This window comes from Roseivirga sp. AWQ4_251, from assembly GCF_056158225.1.
This window is the reverse complement of sequence record NZ_JBSWSW010000001.1, coordinates 924,735-945,553: the sequence shown is the minus strand read 5'-3', so window position 1 is coordinate 945,553 and position 20,819 is coordinate 924,735. Positions and strand designations below refer to the sequence as shown.

Sequence of the window (20,819 nt, the reverse complement as noted above, 5' to 3'; positions counted from 1 at the left end):
AATTAATTTTCCGCAATCTTGAACAAAACTCAACAACCAAATGTTGGGCAATCGTGAAAAGAAAAAGTAGTAAGCATACTTCTTACTCAATTTGAATAATCATTCATGAAAATTGCGGTTTATCGTAAAGAGCACTTTAATGCTGCTCACAGACTTCATAACCCCTTGTGGGATGAAGACAGGAACAAAGAGGTTTTTGGCAAATGCAACAACCCTTCTTTCCATGGGCACAATTATGAGCTCATTGTAAAAGTTGTGGGAGAAAGGGATCCAGAAACAGGTTATGTGTGTGATATGAAGGTTTTGAAAGACCTTATTAAGGAACATGTCGTTTCAAAATTTGATCACCGAAACCTTAATCTTGACGTTCCTGAATTTAAAAACTTAAATCCTACGGCTGAAAATATTGCTGTAGTGATTTACAATCTGTTGCGTCCAGAAATTGACGCCCATTTAGAATTAAAAATTAGACTCTATGAAACAGAACGAAACTTTGTTGAGTACCCAGCTTAAAGGATTAGGTGTAGAGGAAATCGGGGATGAACACGTAGGAACTTCGTTTGAAACGCCTATGGTTCCCGAAGCATTTGAGATGGATGATGAACTTAAGATGGAACTCATCGAGAAGAAGTTCAAAGAAATCATGGAGATCATGGGGCTAGACCTCACTGACGACAGCCTTTCGGGCACCCCAAAAAGGGTGGCAAAAATGTATATCAAAGAGATATTCAGTGGATTGAACCCTGCCAACAAGCCCAAAGCAACGCTTTTCGATAACAAGTATAAGTACAAAGAAATGCTTGTTGAAAAGAATATTACATTCTATTCAAATTGCGAACATCACTTTGTTCCAATCATTGGAAAGGCGCATGTTGCTTATATTTCTACTGGCAAAGTGATTGGTCTTTCCAAAATCAATCGATTGGTTGAGTATTTCGCCAAAAGACCGCAAGTTCAAGAGCGATTGACTGTTCAAATTGCAAATGAATTAAAAACCATGCTCGAAACCGAAGATGTTGCTGTGGTTATTGATGCCGATCACCTTTGTGTACAATCACGAGGTGTAAAGGATGTAAACAGTAGCACAGTTACTTCGCAGTTCTACGGCAAATTTCAGGAAGAAGCTACCCGCAACGAATTCCTAAGCTACATCAGTCAAAAATTATAAAGCTCAGATTTATAGTATCAGATAATCGCTGAATTCTGAGATTAATGTCAGACAGTAGATTTTTTGATCTGAAATTTCTTAACCACTCAAAAAGGCCCGTTTATCGGGCTTTTTATGCAATCGAAAGCATAAGCACCTCTAGTTTTCTTAGGCTGTTTTTAATCAATTATCAGTCAATTGCTTATACAATTTCAGATATATTTCTTTTTGTAAAGGCAACTGCTATATTTGGTCACTTTTAAACAACTAAAAACTTACCATGTCGAATCTGATTTACTTAGTCCCAATCCTTGGGCTAATCGGCTTGCTTGTTATGATCGTTAAAGCGAAGTGGGTAAACAAGCAAGATGCTGGAGATGAAAAAATGCAAAACCTAGCCAAGTACATCCGTGAAGGGGCACTGGCATTTTTAAGTGCTGAGTACCGCGTACTGGCCATTTTTGTGGTTGTTGCTGGGGTGTTATTAGGCATCATTTCTACCTTAGTAGAAACCACCCACTATTTCATCATCTTTTCATTTATTATTGGTGCTTTCTTTTCTGGTTTAGCAGGAAACATCGGAATGAGGATTGCCACTGCAGCGAATGTTAGAACTACGCAAGCTGCAAGAACTAGCCTTCCTCAAGCTTTGAAAGTTTCGTTCACTGGCGGAACTGTAATGGGTCTTGGTGTGGCAGGTTTAGCCGTTTTCGGCTTGAGCGTTCTGTTCATTCTTCTTTTTGCCTTCTTTATGGATAGCGATATGGCAAATGGAGGAACCAGTCAAATGACTATTGTTTTGGAAGCCCTTGCTGGTTTCTCTTTAGGAGCTGAATCAATTGCCCTTTTTGCTCGCGTAGGTGGTGGAATTTACACCAAAGCTGCCGATGTAGGTGCTGACCTTGTAGGTAAGGTAGAAGCTGGTATTCCAGAAGATGATCCAAGAAACCCTGCTACAATTGCTGATAACGTAGGTGATAATGTAGGTGACGTTGCTGGTATGGGAGCCGACCTTTTTGGCTCTTATGTAGCCACCGTTTTGGCTTCTATGGTTTTAGGAAATTATGTAATCAGAGATATGGGTGGGCTAACAGACAATTTCAATGGAATTGGCCCAATTTTATTACCTCTAGTTATAGCTGGTCTTGGAATTATCTTTTCATTAATTGGTACGCTTTTTATCAAAATTTCAGATAGTAGTTCCAAGGAAGCAGGTGTTCAGTCAGCTTTGAACCGTGGTAACTGGATTTCGATAATACTTACTGCTGCTGGCTGTTATGGACTAATCACCCTCCTTTTACCAGAAACTATGAAAATGAGTTTCTTTGGTGAAGGTATTGTTGAAATTACCTCTATTAGAGTTTTTGGTGCTGTACTGGTTGGTTTGGTTGTTGGAGGCTTAATCTCCTACCTAACTGAGTTCTACACCGCTATTGGTAAAAAGCCCGTAATGAACATTATCCAGAATTCTTCTACTGGTGCTGCTACTAATATTATTGCAGGTTTGGCAGTCGGTATGAAATCCACTTTCGGACCAATTCTCCTATTCGCAGGAGCCATTTGGGGCGCTTACGAATTAGCAGGTTTTTATGGAGTAGGTATTGCTGCTTCGGCTATGATGGCCACCACAGCCATGCAATTGGCCATCGATGCTTTCGGACCAATTGCTGATAATGCTGGCGGTATTGCTGAAATGAGTGAGCTACCTAAAGAAGTTCGTGAAAGAACGGACATTCTTGATTCGGTTGGAAACACAACTGCAGCCATCGGTAAAGGATTTGCAATTGCTTCTGCAGCCCTTACTGCCCTTGCTCTTTTCGCAGCTTACGTAACTTTTACCGGTATAGATGGAATCAACATTTTCAAAGCCGATGTACTAGCTGCCCTATTTATTGGCGGAATGGTTCCGGTTATTTTCTCAGCACTTGCCATGCAATCTGTAGGTAAAGCCGCCATGGAAATGGTGAAAGAAGTAAGACGTCAGTTTAAAGAGATTCCAGGCATAATGGAAGGTACCGCAACTCCAGAATACGGAAAATGTGTAGCTATTTCTACGAAAGCAGCAATCAAAGAAATGATGCTTCCTGGAGCTATCACCATTGTTTTCCCGATTTTGGTAGGCTTTATTATGGGGCCAGAAGCGCTAGGTTCTTATATGGCTGGTGTAGCGGTTTCTGGTGTACTTTGGGCTATTTTCCAAAACAACGCTGGTGGCGCATGGGACAATGCTAAAAAGTCGTTCGAGGCTGGTGTTATGATTGATGGCCAAATGACTTACAAAGGTTCTGATGCGCACAAAGCTGCTGTAACAGGAGACACCGTAGGTGATCCATTTAAAGATACTTCAGGGCCTTCTATGAACATCTTGATTAAACTTACCTGTTTGGTAGGCCTTGTGATTGCCCCTATTTTAGGAGGCGAACATTCAGGAGAAGAGTCAAGAGTAGAAAATGTTAAAGAAAATGTGATTGAAGTTCCAGCTGATCAAGCTGTAGATGCTATCACAACTGTAGCAGACGCTGAATAACAACAACCAAAACATACAGTTTAGAAAAGCCATCGGAAACGGTGGCTTTTCTTTTGTTAATAGATTTCGAAATAACCAAAAACTGCTAAGTTTGGTCGTGGCATCTTTTAGTTACTCAAAACCTCACAGCACCTTTTTATTCAAAATGAAAAAAAAACTTCTCAGCTTATCCTTACTTATAATTTCTTTCCTTTCTAGCTATGCCCAACAAGATTGCGAATTCGATATTCTGGCATTCTATACAGCAAAAAACGACTTGGCTCATATCAGCTTTGTAAACGAAGCTAATGAGAGATTTAAAGCTATGGACAACTCATCAAGCTTTTGTTATTCGGCCACAAACAATTGGGATGACCTGAATGAAAAAACTCTCAACAATTATCGTATCGTCATGTTTTTGGACACTCGGCCCGAAAAACCAGAACAGAGAAAAGCCTTTGAAAACTACATGCAAAACGGAGGCGCTTGGATGGGGTTTCACTTCTCAGCATTTGCTCTGAATCAGTCGGCCTATTCAAATGATTGGGAATGGTATCACGATGAATTCTTGGGCAGCGGAGAATATGGTAGCAATACTTGGAGACCAACTTCGGCCATTCTAAAAGTAGAAAAGAAAAAACATCCTGTAGTGAAAGGTTTGGGAAAAACATTTAAGTCTCAACCTAACGAATGGTATCGCTGGGAGCATGACTTACGAGAAAACAAGAATATTGAAATCCTTCTGTCTATTGATCCTTCAAGTTTTCCGTTAGGAACAGGGCCAAAAGCTCATGAAATCTGGCACAGTGGCTATTACCCGGTAGTTTGGACGAACAAGAAATACAATATGGTGTATTTCAACATGGGCCATAACGACATGGATTATGAAGGCGGCACGAATGCCACGCTTTCACATTCCTTTGACAATAAAGATCAAAACCAGCTTTTGTTAAATAGCATCGATTGGTTGGCTAAGAAATCGAAAAAGTAAAACAAGTTAGAAAGACTGAATTGACTCCTTTCAAAGGAATCAATTCAGTCTCATTCTATTTAGCCATAAACTTCTTTTAAAAAGCCTTCCATAGTTTGAGGCTTTCTGCCCAAAAGCACTTCTAAATCATTGCCATTTGAATTGAATTCTTCATTAGCAATGCCCAGGCTGAACATGCTCAGCAAATCGATGATTTCATTTGGCAAACCATAAGAAGCCATGGTTTTCTCGAATTCTTCTTTTGAAGGGGAAACATAACTTATCTCTACATTTGTAATTTTTGAAATCAGCTGCGAAACATCTGAAAACGAAATAGGTTCTCCCCCATTCAACTCGTAAATCTTATTTTCATGTTGAGCAAATTGGCTCAACACCTTTGCTGCTGCTTCGGCCAAATCTTGGCGGGCGACAAATGCTGCTTTTCCTTCCTTCGCAGGCAAAAAAATGGTTTTACTTTCCAACAACTTAGTTTTGTCGCCAATGAACATTGGAATCACTTCACCATATAAATTATGCCTTAAAATGGTAAAGCTTATTCCAGAAGACTTAATCCATTCTTCAGTTTGAACATGAGAACCCACCACCGGGAATAACGGAGCATTGTCAGTGGCATCTTTATGAACCGAGCTAGTATAAACGATATGCTTAACCCCAGCCTTCTTTGCCGCGTTCACTACATTTTCATGCTGACTGTATCGCTCTCCTAAATCATTGCTCGAAACAAAATATAGCACTTCTACATTCTGGAAAGTTGCCTCTAATAAGTCACTATCATTGTAATCTCCAACACGGAGTTCAAAACCAGCTTCTTTGAAACTTTGAGCCTTTTCGCTTGCTTCATTCCTAACCAAAACTCCAATTTCATTATTTGGAATATACTAAGTCAATTCAGCAATTACAGAACTCCCTAATCCTCCTGTAGCACCTGTTATTAATATTTTTGCCATAGCTTTATTTTGATAACTTTTTGTTAATTACTTACTTTTGGTAAGTCAAAACTAAAAAGGGAGTTACTGAAATTCAAGAACTTACAACCCAGTAAGACACTTACTTAGAAGTTACTATTGTTGAAAATCAAAAGGTTATGATCACAAAAGAATTAAAAAAATATTCAGATGCTGAAAAATGCCCTATTCGAAATGTATTGGACAGGTTCGGAGACAAATGGTCGATTTTAGTATTGCTCGTTTTAAGCGAAGCAGAAACCCTGAGATTCAATGAAATACACAAGTGTATTGAAACGGTTTCTCAGAAAATGCTCACTGTTACGTTGAAAACCTTGGAAGCGGATGGCTTAATCAGTCGAAGAGTATATCCTCAAATCCCCCCAAAAGTGGAGTATAAACTCACTGAACGAGGAAAAAGTCTCATGCCCATTATTGAAGACCTTGCAGATTGGGCACGAAACAATTTCGACAATATTCTTTCTGAAAGAATGAAGAAAGCTGAACAATTACAGCATTGAAAATTTAGGACTCTAGGTTCAACTCGGTTTCAAAAACCATAACCGCATGCCCTTTTAACAAAACACGATCTCCTTTCAACTCCGTTTCCATTTCACCACTTCTTTCCGAAGCTTGAAATGCTTTGAAGGAACTTCTTTCCATTTTTTTAGCCCAATAAGGTGTTAGAATGGTATGCATAAAACCCGTGACAGGATCTTCTTTAATGCCCAAATTCGGAGCAAAATATCTACTAATAAAATCAAAATCACCTTGCTCTGATTTTGCAGAAACAATCACTCCATTCTTGGCTTGTTTTGCAATAATACCTGAATCGGGATTGGCATTAAGTACCGCATCTTCATCTTGAAAAATGAGAATCAGTTCATCAGGATAATTCAGAACTTCAGCAATAGCATAACCAAAAGTAGATTCTAATTCAGTTTTGTCAAATTGCTCAGCCACAGAAGCATGATTCGCAGGGAAATCCATCACCATTTTACCATCACTTTCTAGCTTTACAAAAAGAGATCCGCTTAAGGTTCTGAATTCAATTTGCTCAGTTTTGGGCCAGTAACCCCTCTGCCACAAAGCAAAAGCTGAGGCCAAAGTAGCATGACCACACAAAGGCACTTCCCTAGCTGGCGTAAACCACCTCAGATTACAATAGCCTTCCTTAATCTCCACAAAAGCAGTTTCAGAAAGATTCATTTCCAGAGCAATCTGCTGTTTTGTGTCATCAGAAATAGGTTGTTCTAAAATGGCCACTGCTGCGGGATTTCCTGCAAACATTTTCTTTGTAAAAGAATCTACCTGATAGATTTTCATACCTGTTGTTTAGTTGATTTATTCTTATAAAATACGTTCAATACTACCCCAATCATTACCAGGGTCATCCCTAAATAGGTGAGTAAATTAAAGGTTTCGTCAAAAAGTACGTAGCCAAAACCAAGGGCGTAAATAATTCCTATAAAATTTAGATTTGCCACTTTAGAGAGTTCCTCTTGTTGGTATGATTTAGTCATAAAATATTGAGCAATTTGCGTTAAAACGCCAATGGCAAGCAGTAAAAGCCACTCTAAACCTACAGGCTGAACCCAATGGAGTGCGCTATAAACACCAACAATGGGCAGGGTAACCAAAGGGAAATAAAAGATGATAACCAATGGGTGTTCTGTGGTTTTCAGTTTTCTAATCATGTTATAAGCAATGCCCGAAAAGAAAGCAGCACCTACTCCCAAAAGCACCATGAAAGGAGAAACTCTGGGATCAAATCCTTTGATCATTACAATACCCACAAAACTCATGATAAAGAAAACCCATTGTAGCCAAGCTACCTTTTCCTTCACTATCCACATTCCCAAAATTGCAGTGAAAATGGGACTCAAAAACATTAAGGTAACCGCGCTAGCTAAGGGGATTTCTTGAAGAGTAGTAAAAAACATCATCAGCGCTATTGCTCCAGCTAATCCCCTTGCAATCAACACCTTCTTATTGTTTCCAAACAAATAAACTCTCTGCGCTTTTAAAGCAACAACCGACATTATCAGGGAAACGATGGATCTAAAAAGGATAATTTCTATGGCGGGAATATGGGTAACGTATTTGATCAAAACGTTCATTATGGCGAAAATGAACGTTGACAAAAGCATGTAAATTACTCCTTTGGAAAGCATGGGCGAAATTGCAACGAATAAGTTTGAAACAGAAATAACTCATTCATAAAACATAAGAATTTGGTTTGGTTCAACTCTTCGCCTTATACACATAAGAATGCTTTTGGGTAAGAACAATTCTGTGGCCTGCTACAGCGTTAAAATCAATATTCAGCAATAATTTTAAGGCTCAGGCAGCATATGAGACGAATTTGGTCAATTCATGCCCGTTTTTTGCATTTGAATTATATCTTTATGCTCTTGAACCTAGCCAAAACTTTAATTAATGACTAGAACCCGTCTTTTCGTTCTACTTTTTGTTATGCTTTCAAAGAGTATTCAAGCTCAGCAATACGTTACATCAGGTGATTTTGATCGCATTTCTAAAGCTTCAATTGGTTTTGGAATGAACACCTATTTTGGAGAACTGACCGATTTGGGCTCGGATACAAAGATTTTAATGGGGTTAAGTACTTCGCTAGCCTACGAACACCTTTTTACCGATCAAATTGCGCTTCGTGGAAGCCTTTCTGTGTATAATATTAAAGCGGCCGATTCATTGGCTGTTATCAATACAAGGGTAAAAAGAAACCTTTCTTTCAAGGCCACCAATATTGAATTTGTAGGCCAGGCATTGTATTACTTGTATGGTCACCCCGCTTCTGGCTTTAAAGACAGAGCTTTTGTTAACCCATATGTTCATTTAGGAATTGGCGTAACTACTAACAAACCTAAAGCTACATATCAAGGAGAAGACTATCCGTTAAGACCCATGCGATTGGAAGGCGTTGAATATGGCACTATTGCTATGGTAGTTCCTGTTGGAGTTGGCATGAACTTTTTCATAAACCGATACGTAGATTTACAATTCGAAGTGCAGTATACGCTAGCCCTTACCAAATATTTAGATGACGTAAGCGCCAACTACCGTGACCCTGCATCCTTTGCTGATCCAATAGCCGCAGCACTTTCCGATAGAAGAGTTGAACTTGGCTATGATCCTGCTCCTGCAGGCGACCCAAGGGGAGCTGGTACAAATGACGCTTATTTGCGTTTTGGATTTAGACTGGGCTATTACTTGCCAAAATCACTTTACGGAAAGTCTTCTATTCGTTGTAAAGTCACCAAGAAGACCAGATAAGGCTTAAATAATTACCCCATCCCGTATTTCAATTTTTCGGTCTGTCATGGAAGCGAGAGATTGATTGTGCGTTACAATCACAAAGGTTTGGTTAAATTCATCACGCAAATCAAAAAAGAGCTGATGTAGGCTTTCGGCTGTTTTTGAATCCAAATTCCCACTCGGTTCATCGGCAAAAACCAAAACCGGATCGTTGATCAATGAACGAGCTACAGCAACCCTTTGCTGCTCTCCGCCCGATAGTTCAGATGGTTTGTGGTCCTTCCTAAAGGTTAATCCAAGCTTATCAAGCAATTGAGCGCCCTTTTGAAAAACTTCCTTTTCATTAGGATTGGAAATAAGCCCTGGCAAACAAACATTTTCTAAAGCCGTGAATTCTGGCAACAAATTATGAAACTGAAAAACAAAACCAATCTGTTTATTTCTAAAAGTCGAAAGTTGTTTTGACGACATGGAATTGATCAATTGACCGTTGATGGAAATACTACCTGTATCGGCCAAATCCAAAGTACCAAGAATATGCAATAGCGTACTTTTCCCAGCTCCAGATTCACCCACAACGGAGAGAACTTCTCCTCTATTCACCTTAAGGTCAACGCCTTTCAATACTTCCAGTTCACCGTAAGATTTCCTTACGCTCTGTGCTTTTAATACTTCCATATTTTAGAATGAAATCAAACTTAACCAAAACGATTTAAAACACCACCGACAGCCGTTAACAACGCTCCTGTTTTTGTTTGTTATATTAAGGTCAATGGTGTAGTTTCGTGCAAAATTTGATCTCATGAATATCCACGAATATCAAGCAAAGGAACTACTCAAAAAACATGGTGTAAGAATTCAGGAAGGTATTGTGGCAGAAACGCCAGAACAAGCTACTGAAGCAGCCAAAAAGCTGAACGCAGAAACCGGAACAAGTTGGTACGTAGTAAAAGCGCAAATTCACGCTGGTGGACGTGGTAAAGGTAAGGTTACTGAAACTGGTTCTAACGGTGTTGTTTTAGCAAAAAGTTTAGAAGAAGTACCAACCAAAGCTGAAGCTATTTTGGGAGGAACTTTGGTAACTCACCAAACTGGACCTGCTGGTAAAAAAGTAAGCAGAGTTTTAATTGCTCAAGATGTTTACTACCCAGGAGAATCAGAACCGAAAGAATATTACATGAGTATTCTTTTAGACAGAGCCAAAGGATGTAACGTCATTATGGCATCAACCGAAGGTGGAATGGACATTGAAGAAGTTGCAGAAAATTCACCTGAGAAAATCGTAAAAGAATGGATCGACCCTAAAGTTGGTCTTCAAGGTTTTCAGGCTAGAAAAGTAGCTTTCAAATTAGGTTTGGAAGGCAATGCATTCAAAGAAATGGTGAAATTCATCTTCTCTCTTTATGCTGCTTACGAAAGTTCAGATTCATCAATGTTTGAGATCAACCCTGTTCTTAAAACATCTGACAATAAAATATTAGCTGTTGACGCCAAAGTAAATCTTGACGACAACGCTTTAATGAGACACCCTGATCTTCAAGCTTTAAGAGATATTACAGAAGAAGCTCCTGAAGAAGTTGAAGCAGGCAAACATGGCCTTAGCTATGTTAAACTAGACGGTAACGTTGGCTGTATGGTAAACGGAGCTGGACTAGCTATGGCAACAATGGATATCATCAAACTTTCAGGTGGTGAGCCTGCAAACTTCCTTGATGTAGGAGGAGGAGCAAATGCTCAGACTGTAGAAGCTGGTTTCCGCATCATTCTTCAAGACCCTAATGTTAAAGCTATTTTGATCAACATTTTCGGTGGAATTGTAAGATGTGATAGAGTAGCAAACGGAGTTGTTGAGGCATACAAAAAAATTGGAGATATCAACATTCCAATTATCGTTAGACTTCAAGGAACCAATGCTGAAGAAGGAGCCAAAATCATTGACGAAAGTGGTTTAGCAGTGCATTCAGCAATCCTTTTGAAAGATGCAGCAACTAAAGTTCAGGAAGTTTTAGCATAAGATTTTAAAGGCATCCGTAGCTCAACTGGATAGAGCACCAGATTTCGGCTCTGGGGGTTGAGGGTTCGACTCCTTCCGGGTGCACTTCTTATACACTAAAATCCTTTGGCTTATTAGTCAAAGGATTTTATGTTTTAACAAAAAAGTAATACTTTTATCACGCCTCACTGAACCACACTTTTGTGTAATCACCAACTTATTGCTAATTTTGCTTCTAAATTCAAGCATACACGTGTATCCATAATGAAAAAAGCTATACTCATTACACTTCTTCTACTTACAGTTGTAGATCTAGCAAATGCTCAGAGTTTCTACTCACGTAGAAGAAATAGGTCTTGGATGTTTTCATTTGGCCTTGGTTCTTCAACCTACCATGGGGATTTACACGATGTATTGTACGATGGGATTGGTGCAAGCTTAAGACCTTCCGCAGGTATAGGAGTTAGTAAAAAATTCGGTTCACAGTTTAGAGTTAGGTTAGACTTAAATTATTATCAACTCGGTGGTGCCGATTCTCTTAATGGATTCCTTAAGGGGAAGGATCCTAGCGAAAGAGGTGGCTCCAGAGAAGGACATACAGACACTCGATACACACGAAACTTATCTTTTAGAAGCAACAATATAGAAGCATCTATTTTGATGCAACTGAATTTACTTCCAGTTAAAGGCAGCTATACAAGAAGACCTTTGATCAACCCTTATCTATACTTTGGTTTAGGCCTTTCAACAAATAACCCGAAAGCTTTTATTGATGATAAATGGGTAGCTCTTAGGCCACTTAATACTGAGTTGAGACCTGAGCCTTATTCAGGAATAGTAACCGTAATTCCTGTAGGTATTGGAATTCGATTAAAAGCAAACCAATTAGTGGATGTTATTATTGAAGGCGGTAGAAGGTTTACTAGAACAGATTATTTGGATGATGTAAGTACTGTTTATCCTGATAAAGAAGCTTTACGCCAATATCACTTAGATTTGGGAGATGGATTAGAAGACATAGCCGTTCGCCTTTCGGATAGGTCTGTAGAAGGAGGATATAAAGAAAGACAAATCGGCCAAACAAGAGGCAACTCTGATAAAAACGATGCGTACTATATCTTTCAAGTGAGATTAGAGATGTATTTACCTGATCAGTTTTTATCTCAACTCTTCTCCCCTTCGAGAAGAAAACCTAAATTCAGATAATCTCCTGTAGAAAAGATATTAAAAAAGGGGCTTCAAGTTAATTTGAAGCCCCTTTTTGTTTCAGGAGAGATTGAAACGAACAACTAGTTTGAGACATACTGCATCAGTGTAGCACATAAGATGGCACCGTAGGTTCCAAGGGCGTAACCCAGTACGGCAAGAAGAACCCCTACAGGAGCCAAGGCTGGGCTAAAAGCTGCTGCCACAACCGGAGCCGATGCTGCACCACCAACATTCGCTTGGCTTCCCACTGCCACAAAAAAGAAAGGAGCCCTAATTAGTTTAGCCACCACAATCAGAATGATAACATGAACCAGCATCCAAGTTATACCTATGCTAAACAATCCTAGATTATCAAAAACCTCTCGAATGTTCATCTTCATCCCTATCGTAGCTACCAAAACAAAAATGAATACTGAACCCAATCTGCTCGCGCCAGAACCTTCTAGCTTTCTAAACTTTGTGAATGAAAGTCCTACACCAATGGTGGTAGAGAAAACAACCAACCAGAAGAAGTCTGAAGCCAATGACGACAATCCATAAGTATCAAGAAATTCGATATTCTGTTCCATAACTGGGGTAATTACATCTGCACCCCATCTCGCCAACGCAGTACCTCCAAATGCTATGGCCATAATCTTCATGACTTCAGGAAGAGTGGGTATTTTGGCGATGCTAGCTTGGTAATTCTCTACTTTCGTTCTTAAACTATCAATAGCCGTTGTATCCGATTTAAGCCATGAATCGACTTTCTTTGAAATATTAGCTCCGTAAAGAAGAAAGCCCGTCCAGATATTCGCACAGATCACGTCAATAACTATCATGGAAGCGAACAGACTATCACTTACATTGTAAATTTCTTTCATTGAAGCCTGATTGGCGCCTCCACCAATCCAGCTACCCGCAACGGTTGTAAGTCCTCTCCAAACTTCTTCCCCGCCTCCAATATCTAGTGACGAAGGTGAAATAGTCGAAATCAGAAGAATCGCCAAAGGCCCTCCTATTACGATGCCTAAAGTCGCAGCCAGAAACATAATAAGCGCCTTCGGACCTAAATTCAGAATACCCTTCAGATCAATACTCAGACAAAGAAGAATCAAACTCGCTGGCAGAAGGTACCGAGAAGCCACAAAGTAGAGACTTGACTTTTCTCCGGAAATAAGACCTAGTGGCCAGTTCAATAGGGCTGGCAAAAAATAGCAGAGTAATATGCTAGGAACTATCGTATAAAACTTTTTCCAAAAAGGCTTTGGGCTACTCGAGGTATGAAAAACCCAAGCAATTACTATCAGCAAAAGGCCTAGTACAATGGCATCATTTTCAAAATAAGGCTCCATAGGTATGTGATTCGGTAAAATAAAATGGCGTTGATTAAAACCTCCAAAATACGGTGAGCAATTGTCAATCAATAAGAATTCAAACAATTTCTTATGAATGGACGTGGCTGCAAAGGCAGAATCTCATATCTTCGGGATTTAAACAAACAAATAAACATGGCCGCAAGAGGAGGTTTTTCAAGTCGATTAGGTTTTATCATGGCAGCTGCTGGCTCAGCTGTTGGATTAGGCAACATATGGGGCTTTCCCTACGAAGTAGGGCAAGGCGGAGGAGCTGCCTTTGTAGTAATGTATTTGATTTTTTGCTTTGTGTTGTGCTACCCAGTAATGGTTACGGAAATCGCAATTGGTAGAAAAACGGAGAAAAACCCTGTTGGTGCCTTTAATGCACTCGGATTCAAAAAATGGAATTTGGTTGGTAAACTGGGCATTTTCAGCGGCTTCCTTATCCTTTCCTTTTACAATGTAATTGCGGGTTGGGCATTCGGTTATGTTTTCGAAATGGCCATTGGTAATTTCGATATTGCCAATCACTTCAGCGAATTCATTAAAGATGTAATTAAAGTGGGTGCTTATGGTGCTCTTTTTATGGCTACTACAGCATATGTAGTTTCTAAAGGTATTTCTGGAGGAATTGAAAAAGCTGCCAAATTCTTAATGCCGGCATTATTAATAATGATTTTATTAATTGTAGGCTATGCACTCACCTTGCCAAATGCTATTGAAGGTATAAAATTCTACTTGATTCCTGATTTTTCTGAAATCACATTAGAAGTAATAATTAACGCTCTAGGTCAGGCATTCTTCTCTCTATCTCTTGGAATGGGCGCTTTGATTACCTACGGTAGTTATGTCGACAAAAAAGAAAACATCATTTCAGCAGCCGCATTTATTACCCTTGCCGATGTTGGAATCGCAGTTTTAGCTGGTATGATGATCTTCCCACTAATTGGCTTTATGAGTGGCGGAACCATGGAAGGTGTTGGCAACGGCCCTGCTTTAATTTTCGTGACCTTGCCAAAAATCTTCGGAACCATTGGAGGTACTTTTGGCGCGATTGCCGGAACGGTATTCTTCCTTTTACTTTGTTTCGCTGCACTTACATCAACCGTTTCTCTTTTGGAAGTTCCTGTGGCCTATGTGGTAGATGAGAAAAAAGTGAGAAGAAACAGAGCGGTTTGGTTAGTTGCTGGAGCTATTTTCTTAATCGGTATTCCTTCCCTACTTGGAAATGGCTACTCTGATTTCTTCACCAACTTTATTACTTACCCTGGATCAGATAAGCCAACTGACTTTTTAAGCTTCTTGAACAGTTTAGCAAACAACTCCTTCTTGCCTTTAGGCGGATGTTTGATTGTGTTCTTTGCAGCCCATGTTTGGAAGAAACACAATTTGGATGAAGAGCTTTCTCACGGAGCACCGAACTATAAAGGTTCATTCTTACAGAAATATTTAAACTTTGGTATTTCTTACTTAGCACCTGTTTTGTTAGGTTTTATCTTCATCATCACCGTACTAAAAACCTATTTTGGCATAAACATCTTTTAATAAACCGCCATATTTAAGATATTGATCCTCTCTCAAAATTTGAGAGAGGATTTTTTTTACCCATGAAGCCGCTATTCACTCTCACTTTTATTTTCATTTCAGTAAGCGCTATTGCGCAGTTTCCCTTTATAGAAGGAAGAAATTACACGAGTTTTAAAACTTCGGAATCTCTAACTATTGATGGAGAAGCGAATGAAGCCGCTTGGAAACTAGCCGCTTGGTCAGATGATTTCATTGATATTGAAGGAAACAAAAAGCCACGCCCCTATTCCAGAACTAGGGTGAAAATGCTTTGGGACGACACTTATTTTTATGTCTATGCTGAAATGGAAGAACCTCATATTTGGGCTAATCTGACACAACGCGATGCTGTCATTTTTCATGACAACGATTTTGAAATCTTCATAGATCCAGATGGCGACACCCAAAATTATTATGAATTCGAAGTCAACGCACTTAACACTGTTTGGGACTTACTATTAACTCGCCCCTATCGAGACCACGGAAAAGCCATTGATCATTGGGATATTCACGGGTTGAAATCAGCCGTCCATTTGAATGGCACTATCAACAATCCTAATGATATAGATCAAGGTTGGTCAGTTGAAGTAGCTATTCCTTGGGAAGTTCTGAGTGAAGTATCCAATGTCCCCTCTCCTCCAAAACCAGGAGATCAATGGAGACTTAATTTTTCTAGAGTACAATGGGAAACGGAGGTAATAGCAGGCAAATATGTAAAGAAGAAAAATGAACAAGGCAAAAACTTACCCGAAAACAACTGGGTTTGGAGCCCACAAAGAGTCATTGCCATGCATGAACCTGAATTCTGGGGAACAGTTGTTTTTTCGGATATAGAAACTGAAAACCTGAGAAGTTCCATCTCCCCCATAAATTTGAATTCTGAAAAAATACGCCAAGCCTTGTACTACATCCACCGGGCGCAATTAGATTATAGACGCCAGAACGGAACTTTCAACAAAGATAAGCTTAGCTTATTTCCTTTTGAAGATTTAAAAATGGAATGGACCATTGCGGCTGGCAAAAGCTTCTACATGGTTAGAGCTAAAGAGACTGCAAATTCAAGCATCGAATGGTGCATTGATCACACCGGTAGAATTTGGAAAGAAACAACAAAGACAAATGAATAAAAGACGATTTTTCAAGAATATGGGCCTTGGATCGGCCGCAATAATGGTTGCTCCAACCGTTTTCACTTCTTGCGGTTCCAAACCACAAGAGGCATCGGAAGATGACTTTAAATACTGGGTTTGGGTAGATGGAAATAATGAAAAAACCACCGAAGATTGGACCCAAGAACTTACTGAACTTAGAGAAGCTGGCATAACCGGTTTAATTGTTGGCGGAGGAAGACCAATGCTTGAAAAATTGATTCCGATTGCTAAAACACTGGGCCAAACCGTTCACGCCTGGCTTTGGACGATGAATCGCCCAGGCGATACGGAAGCTCAAAAACACCCAGAATGGTATACAGTGAGCAGAAATGGAGATTCTAGTTTAGATGTAAATCCTTATGTTGGCTATTATCAGTGGCTTTGCCCTTCTAAGCCTCAAGTACAGGAATATGTAAAAGACTACATGGTTTCACATTGCGATATTGAAGGCCTAGAGGCGATTCATTTGGACTATGTAAGATACTGTGATGTAATTCTTCCGAGAGGCCTTTGGGACAAATATGGCTTGGTTCAAGATCATGAAATGCCCGAGTATGACTTCTGCTATTGCGAAACTTGCCAAGGTAACTTTGAGGCAGAAAACGGCTATCGCCCAGACAGTCTTGAAGACCCAAGCCAAGATGAGAAATGGCGCAAATACCGTTGGGATAGTATTACAAACTTGGTAAACAAAGTAGCCGATGGCGTTCACTCCAAAGGCAAAAAAATATCAGCTGCAGTTTTCCCTTATCCTGAACTTGCCCGTAAACTAGTTCGCCAGTCTTGGAATGAATGGAATTTGGATATGGTATTCCCTATGATCTACAACAACTTTTACAACGAAGATGTAGATTGGGTCGGCTTTGCTACAGAACAAGGGGTTAAAACTTTAAATGGTAAGTTTCCATTGAATACGGGCATCTACTTGCCTGAAACAAAGAAAGAAGACATTGCTAAAGCGATTGAAAACGCAAAAAATGCAGGTGCGGCAGGCGTGTCATTCTTCTCTAATGGATCGTTGAAAGGCGAAAAACTTCAAGCTTTTGCTCAAGCTCACAATAAGGTAAAAGGATAATTTTGGAGCATCAGGTTCGTTTCTTCAGAACCTGATCCTCTATTTAATCTTTTCAAATGCCATTAAGAACCTGCTCCAACGGACATCAATATTTTAAGAGTAGCGATTGCCCAACCTGCCCCATTTGTGAAAATAACCGAAAGCCCAAAACAGGTTTTTTATCCGTTATAAGTGCTCCGGCCAGAAGAGCTTTAGAAAAAGAAGGAATAACTTCATTGGAAAAATTAGCCAATTATTCCGAAGCGGAACTACTTCAATTGCATGGATTAGGTCCAAGCTCTATTCCAAAATTAAAAGCAGAGCTTAAACAGCACGACAAGTCATTTAAAGAGATGTAATCTCTAGTTTACAAATTATAAAAACATGGTCGATTCTCTTCTTATCGTTTTAATTGCATTGGTGCTGATCAATATTGTGCTAAGCATTTTCAATAAGCCAAAAACCAAAACTCCCTTCGAAATTCAGCAAATAGCGAATTCACTTCTTCGCTTCGAGTTGACTTTGGAAAAACTAGAAAAGTCCATCCGAGATGATTTCCAGAGAAATCGCTCAGAAAGTAATCAAGTAGCAAAGGATAATAGACTTGAAATTGGCAATCACTTAAAGTCCTTCGAAACCAAGTTTTCGGAAAACATCAGAGAATTAAACAGTTTGCTTCGGCAGAAATTCGGGGATTTCTCTCTCCAAATGAATGAAACAAACAAGCAGACACAAGAGAATGTAAAAGAACTCAGGGAAGCCGTTGAAAAGCAGCTGAAATCCATTCGTGAAGACAACGCTAAGCAACTGGATCAAATGAGAAACACAGTGGATGAAAAGCTTCAGAAAACCTTAAATGAAAGGCTTACTCAATCCTTTGAAAGCGTTGGCAAACAACTTTTAGCCGTTCAGGAAGGCCTTGGCGAAATGAAGAACCTTGCAACCGATGTAGGTGGATTAAAGAAGGTTTTGAGCAACGTGAAAATGCGAGGAGGCATTGGAGAAATTCAGTTGGCAATGTTACTTGAGCAAATTCTTGCTCCCGATCAATACGAAGCCAATGTAAGAACCAAGAAAAGTAGTTCGGAACTCGTTGAATTTGCCATTAAGCTGCCTGGTAGAGATGATGCCGGAACCACGGTTTGGCTGCCCATAGATGCCAAATTCCCCAAAGATATTTATGAGCAATTACAAGAAGCTTACGATGAAGGAGAGCCAAACAGGATAATGCTAGCTCAAAAGAATTTAGATCTTACCATTAAGAGGATGGCTAAAGATATAGGCGAAAAATATCTGGACCCGCCAAACACCACTGATTTCGGTATTATGTTCTTGCCCTTTGAAGGCATTTATGCCGAAGTGGTTCGCAAAGCCTCACTTTTAGAAGATTTACAAAAGAACTATAAGATTATAGTTACCGGCCCTACAACTTTAGCCGCCATCCTCAACAGTTTGCAAATGGGCTTCAAAACTTTGGCAATCCAAAAAAGAAGTGGAGAAGTTTGGCAGGTTCTCGCGGCCGTGAAAAAGGAATTCGAAAACTTTGGTGGCTTAATGGAAAAAGCTCAGAAAAACATTCAAACCGGCTTAAACCAATTGGATGATGTTATGGGTAAACGAACTCGGGCTATTCAACGGAAATTAAAAAGTGTTGAAGCGCTGAATGACAATGATACTCAACATATTCTACCAGAGCTTAGCGACAGTTCTGATTTTCTGGAAGATGACGAAACTTCGAATTAATCGTAGAAAGCCCAGCGAACTCCCAAATCAAGCGTTCTCTTCACACCAGAATAATAAGGCGTTAAGAAATACCCATCAGCGGTCAGACCTTGGTTGAAATGTGCAGATTTAACAAAGAAGTTGAAATGTTGAACTTTAAAGTTCAAGAACAAATCCACTCGTAAAACCTCATCCACTTTAAAATCATCCTGAACATAAAACTGTTGAATGGTTGGGTCATAGGCATTAGCAAAATATGCCGAACGATAATGCGCGTCAATTCCGGTATGGATAATCATTTTACCGTCAAAAAGAACGTTTTTATAAGCCAATTGAGCATTGGCTAGCATGTCAGGAAGTCTGTAACTATCCGCTGCTCCTCCAGAAACTTTGTTGTAGTGAAAACTACTACTCCACTTCCATCGCTTAGAAAGGTTAAAATCCAAATTAAAACCAGGATCTAGAATCACTAAATCGCTACCTGCCTGTTGTGGCCTTCTGTCTTGCCCATAGTAAATGTAGTTTGTAATTCTATTGAAGCGAAGCAATGGTCTAAAACTGAACCCTGAAGTTTCGAGCTTGATTTCTCCATACAAATTTTCTGATTGAACATTATCAAAATTGTTGATCCAATAGCTTTGTTGCCCTGCATACAATTCGCTGAGATAAGTTGGCGCACTAGAAACACGCGAAACTTTTGCATCAAAAAAGCTGCTGCTAAAGTCACCTTGAATAAAATAGCCCCCTCCAATTAAGTATTCACCCGAAGCTTTCAAGAAAATTTTAGGTGTGATCTGCTGGCGTAATGTTCCTCCCAAATAGTTTTCTAAATCGGCTCCTTCTCCCCCAAGCAATCTATTATCGTATTTCAAGTAGCGATTTCGATAGAAAACTGTGTACGAGAACTTCTTTGTATAGCCCTTAAAACCAAATTCGTTAGATAAGTCTTTAAAACTGGTTCTGTCCTTAATAGAATCCGATTCTAGCATTCTGCCCACAGGATGATAGAATAGAGAATCACTGCCAGTTAAAGTATAATAGTCCGTAAAACGAACGGTTTGATCCGTATAGGTTCCTGAATGATATACCTGAAAAACAGAATCTAAATCGTATTGCTGATAGATGTGAATACCACCTCGCTTGTCATAACTCTTAGCGTCATTCAAAATGACGTTGGATTCTCTATATTTAAAATAACTATCATTGGTTGGGTCGAGACTTGGATCAATTATACCTCCTTGTTCATCAATCTGATGGCTCATTTGAGTGATATTGAACAAAGCCAAGTAGCGAGGTAATTTCTTAGGCCGAAGAAAACCGAAGAAGTTATAATTGATATCCTTGGTTTGAAAATCCCCAGAACTGAGATAAGCCAACTGCTTCTCGGCCCTCACACTTTTATACTGAAAGCCCAAATTGAGATTGATACTGTCGTTCAAGGTAAAAATCACATCTGTCATACTTCTTCTTCCTCCACCATAAATCGCGGTAATTTGGGTGAATGGAGATTTGGTGTCGAAATACTTGATTTTATCTGGCCCTATGTAGTAATGGTCGTAGGCGTCATAACCAGACTGTCGGCCAACAATAGCCGCTGGTTCAAAATATAAGTTTCTATAAGCAGTACCTAAATTCCCTAGATTTTGCCCTAAGTTCTGATCCTTTTCAATATCCGTATACCTATGGAGGTTATCTGGAATAGTATCTGGGTTTTGAAAAACAAGATTGTTGAATTTGAAGTTTTTCTCGTAGGTGTAACGTGTAGTTTGGGGGCCATAAACCGAAACCAGAGTATCTTTCAGAAGTCTGTTTTCCCGAGCATTTTTCAACGAATCTCTGTTTACAGCAAACGTATTGCTTTGAGCAAACAAACCCGAAGCACTCCCTAAAATCAATAAAATGAATATAACCCTTCTCAGCACG

At 39.6% G+C, this 20,819-nt stretch carries 19 protein-coding genes and 1 tRNA gene; 14 read left to right on the top strand and 6 right to left on the bottom strand.

The features are described 5' to 3' along the window. Positions 1 to 105 precede the first annotated feature (105 nt). From ACXACJ_RS04350 to ACXACJ_RS04335, 4 genes are all read left to right on the top strand, one after another. On the top strand, positions 106 to 513 hold the full coding sequence (locus tag ACXACJ_RS04350; RefSeq protein WP_475133049.1) for a 6-pyruvoyl trahydropterin synthase family protein: 408 nt from the start codon (positions 106 to 108) through the stop codon (positions 511 to 513). Beyond that, entirely contained in the window at positions 476 to 1,168 is a 693-nt protein-coding gene (gene folE, locus ACXACJ_RS04345; protein ID WP_475133048.1) for a GTP cyclohydrolase I FolE, read from the top strand. The genes ACXACJ_RS04350 and folE overlap by 38 nt, the downstream gene beginning before the upstream one ends. Before the next feature lie 259 nt (positions 1,169 to 1,427). Further along, positions 1,428 to 3,674 carry a sodium-translocating pyrophosphatase gene (locus ACXACJ_RS04340; protein WP_475133047.1) on the top strand — a complete coding sequence of 749 codons (2,247 nt, stop codon included), beginning with the start codon at positions 1,428 to 1,430 and terminating at the stop codon, positions 3,672 to 3,674. 145 nt (positions 3,675 to 3,819) lie between these two features. Then, positions 3,820 to 4,644: a ThuA domain-containing protein gene (locus ACXACJ_RS04335; RefSeq protein WP_475133046.1), complete on the top strand. Its 825-nt coding sequence runs from the start codon at positions 3,820 to 3,822 to the stop codon at positions 4,642 to 4,644. Between the two features lie 59 nt (positions 4,645 to 4,703). Here ACXACJ_RS04335 and ACXACJ_RS04330 read toward each other — a convergent pair whose 3' ends face one another. Beyond that, the gene (locus ACXACJ_RS04330) at positions 4,704 to 5,504 is read right to left on the bottom strand and encodes an SDR family oxidoreductase (protein ID WP_475135070.1); all 801 of its coding nucleotides are present in this window, start codon (positions 5,502 to 5,504) and stop codon (positions 4,704 to 4,706) included. Between the two features lie 224 nt (positions 5,505 to 5,728). Between ACXACJ_RS04330 and ACXACJ_RS04325 the strand changes: the two genes are divergently transcribed. Then, positions 5,729 to 6,109, top strand: coding sequence for a winged helix-turn-helix transcriptional regulator (locus tag ACXACJ_RS04325; RefSeq protein ID WP_475133045.1), 381 nt, complete (start codon positions 5,729 to 5,731; stop codon positions 6,107 to 6,109). A gap of 4 nt (positions 6,110 to 6,113) precedes the next feature. Here the strand turns inward: ACXACJ_RS04325 and ACXACJ_RS04320 are convergent, their stop codons facing one another. Then, complete coding sequence (locus ACXACJ_RS04320; RefSeq protein ID WP_475133044.1) at positions 6,114 to 6,914, bottom strand: PhzF family phenazine biosynthesis protein; 801 nt, start codon at positions 6,912 to 6,914, stop codon at positions 6,114 to 6,116. Further along, positions 6,911 to 7,762, bottom strand: coding sequence for a DMT family transporter (locus tag ACXACJ_RS04315; protein WP_475133043.1), 852 nt, complete (start codon positions 7,760 to 7,762; stop codon positions 6,911 to 6,913). Before ACXACJ_RS04315 ends, ACXACJ_RS04320 begins: the two co-directional genes overlap by 4 nt. 265 nt (positions 7,763 to 8,027) lie before the next feature. Between ACXACJ_RS04315 and ACXACJ_RS04310 the strand changes: the two genes are divergently transcribed. After that, positions 8,028 to 8,882 carry a DUF6089 family protein gene (locus ACXACJ_RS04310; RefSeq protein ID WP_475133042.1) on the top strand — a complete coding sequence of 285 codons (855 nt, stop codon included), beginning with the start codon at positions 8,028 to 8,030 and terminating at the stop codon, positions 8,880 to 8,882. Positions 8,883 to 8,885: 3 nt separating this feature from the next. Here the strand turns inward: ACXACJ_RS04310 and ACXACJ_RS04305 are convergent, their stop codons facing one another. Then, complete coding sequence (locus ACXACJ_RS04305; protein ID WP_475133041.1) at positions 8,886 to 9,542, bottom strand: ABC transporter ATP-binding protein; 657 nt, start codon at positions 9,540 to 9,542, stop codon at positions 8,886 to 8,888. A gap of 124 nt (positions 9,543 to 9,666) precedes the next feature. On the opposite strand from ACXACJ_RS04305, the gene sucC reads away from it, so the two are divergent. The 3 genes from sucC (at position 9,667) to ACXACJ_RS04290 (ending at position 12,063) form a co-directional block, all read left to right on the top strand. Continuing rightward, positions 9,667 to 10,878 carry an ADP-forming succinate--CoA ligase subunit beta gene (gene sucC, locus ACXACJ_RS04300; protein WP_475133040.1) on the top strand — a complete coding sequence of 404 codons (1,212 nt, stop codon included), beginning with the start codon at positions 9,667 to 9,669 and terminating at the stop codon, positions 10,876 to 10,878. 10 nt (positions 10,879 to 10,888) lie between these two features. Then, positions 10,889 to 10,962: transfer RNA gene (locus ACXACJ_RS04295), tRNA-Arg, on the top strand. Positions 10,963 to 11,121: 159 nt separating this feature from the next. Continuing rightward, positions 11,122 to 12,063: a hypothetical protein gene (locus tag ACXACJ_RS04290; RefSeq protein ID WP_475133039.1), complete on the top strand. Its 942-nt coding sequence runs from the start codon at positions 11,122 to 11,124 to the stop codon at positions 12,061 to 12,063. A gap of 83 nt (positions 12,064 to 12,146) precedes the next feature. Here ACXACJ_RS04290 and ACXACJ_RS04285 read toward each other — a convergent pair whose 3' ends face one another. Then, positions 12,147 to 13,400 (bottom strand): DUF819 family protein, encoded by a 1,254-nt coding sequence (locus tag ACXACJ_RS04285; protein ID WP_475133038.1) that lies wholly within the window; start codon positions 13,398 to 13,400, stop codon positions 12,147 to 12,149. 156 nt (positions 13,401 to 13,556) lie between these two features. Between ACXACJ_RS04285 and ACXACJ_RS04280 the strand changes: the two genes are divergently transcribed. The 5 genes from ACXACJ_RS04280 (at position 13,557) to ACXACJ_RS04260 (ending at position 18,917) form a co-directional block, all read left to right on the top strand. Further along, positions 13,557 to 14,948, top strand: coding sequence for a sodium-dependent transporter (locus ACXACJ_RS04280; RefSeq protein ID WP_475133037.1), 1,392 nt, complete (start codon positions 13,557 to 13,559; stop codon positions 14,946 to 14,948). A 62-nt stretch (positions 14,949 to 15,010) separates the two neighbouring features. Then, on the top strand, positions 15,011 to 16,096 hold the full coding sequence (locus ACXACJ_RS04275) for a carbohydrate-binding family 9-like protein (RefSeq protein ID WP_475133036.1): 1,086 nt from the start codon (positions 15,011 to 15,013) through the stop codon (positions 16,094 to 16,096). Next, on the top strand, positions 16,089 to 17,195 hold the full coding sequence (locus tag ACXACJ_RS04270) for a glycoside hydrolase family protein (RefSeq protein WP_475133035.1): 1,107 nt from the start codon (positions 16,089 to 16,091) through the stop codon (positions 17,193 to 17,195). The genes ACXACJ_RS04275 and ACXACJ_RS04270 overlap by 8 nt, the downstream gene beginning before the upstream one ends. A 56-nt stretch (positions 17,196 to 17,251) precedes the next feature. After that, positions 17,252 to 17,533, top strand: a complete 282-nt coding sequence (locus tag ACXACJ_RS04265; protein ID WP_475133034.1) for an RNA polymerase alpha subunit C-terminal domain-containing protein — start codon at positions 17,252 to 17,254, stop codon at positions 17,531 to 17,533. A gap of 25 nt (positions 17,534 to 17,558) precedes the next feature. After that, positions 17,559 to 18,917, top strand: a complete 1,359-nt coding sequence (locus tag ACXACJ_RS04260; RefSeq protein WP_475133033.1) for a DNA recombination protein RmuC — start codon at positions 17,559 to 17,561, stop codon at positions 18,915 to 18,917. Here ACXACJ_RS04260 and ACXACJ_RS04255 read toward each other — a convergent pair. Next, positions 18,914 to 20,818, bottom strand: coding sequence for a putative porin (locus ACXACJ_RS04255; protein WP_475133032.1), 1,905 nt, complete (start codon positions 20,816 to 20,818; stop codon positions 18,914 to 18,916). The genes ACXACJ_RS04260 and ACXACJ_RS04255 overlap by 4 nt on opposite strands. Between the last annotated feature and the right edge of the window lies 1 nt (position 20,819).

Bases quoted from the DNA above. Each gene is read 5' to 3' on its own strand.
- ACXACJ_RS04350 (WP_475133049.1), top strand. From the start codon at position 106: ATGAAAATTGCGGTTTATCGTAAAGAGCACTTTAATGCTGCTCACAGA.
- folE (WP_475133048.1), top strand. From the start codon at position 476: ATGAAACAGAACGAAACTTTGTTGAGTACCCAGCTTAAAGGATTAGGT.
- ACXACJ_RS04340 (WP_475133047.1), top strand. From the start codon at position 1,428: ATGTCGAATCTGATTTACTTAGTCCCAATCCTTGGGCTAATCGGCTTG.
- ACXACJ_RS04335 (WP_475133046.1), top strand. From the start codon at position 3,820: ATGAAAAAAAAACTTCTCAGCTTATCCTTACTTATAATTTCTTTCCTT.
- ACXACJ_RS04325 (WP_475133045.1), top strand. From the start codon at position 5,729: ATGATCACAAAAGAATTAAAAAAATATTCAGATGCTGAAAAATGCCCT.
- ACXACJ_RS04320 (WP_475133044.1), bottom strand. From the start codon at position 6,914: ATGAAAATCTATCAGGTAGATTCTTTTACAAAGAAAATGTTTGCAGGA.
- ACXACJ_RS04315 (WP_475133043.1), bottom strand. From the start codon at position 7,762: ATGCTTTCCAAAGGAGTAATTTACATGCTTTTGTCAACGTTCATTTTC.
- ACXACJ_RS04310 (WP_475133042.1), top strand. From the start codon at position 8,028: ATGACTAGAACCCGTCTTTTCGTTCTACTTTTTGTTATGCTTTCAAAG.
- ACXACJ_RS04305 (WP_475133041.1), bottom strand. From the start codon at position 9,542: ATGGAAGTATTAAAAGCACAGAGCGTAAGGAAATCTTACGGTGAACTG.
- sucC (WP_475133040.1), top strand. From the start codon at position 9,667: ATGAATATCCACGAATATCAAGCAAAGGAACTACTCAAAAAACATGGT.
- ACXACJ_RS04290 (WP_475133039.1), top strand. From the start codon at position 11,122: ATGAAAAAAGCTATACTCATTACACTTCTTCTACTTACAGTTGTAGAT.
- ACXACJ_RS04285 (WP_475133038.1), bottom strand. From the start codon at position 13,400: ATGGAGCCTTATTTTGAAAATGATGCCATTGTACTAGGCCTTTTGCTG.
- ACXACJ_RS04280 (WP_475133037.1), top strand. From the start codon at position 13,557: ATGGCCGCAAGAGGAGGTTTTTCAAGTCGATTAGGTTTTATCATGGCA.
- ACXACJ_RS04275 (WP_475133036.1), top strand. From the start codon at position 15,011: ATGAAGCCGCTATTCACTCTCACTTTTATTTTCATTTCAGTAAGCGCT.
- ACXACJ_RS04270 (WP_475133035.1), top strand. From the start codon at position 16,089: ATGAATAAAAGACGATTTTTCAAGAATATGGGCCTTGGATCGGCCGCA.
- ACXACJ_RS04265 (WP_475133034.1), top strand. From the start codon at position 17,252: ATGCCATTAAGAACCTGCTCCAACGGACATCAATATTTTAAGAGTAGC.
- ACXACJ_RS04260 (WP_475133033.1), top strand. From the start codon at position 17,559: ATGGTCGATTCTCTTCTTATCGTTTTAATTGCATTGGTGCTGATCAAT.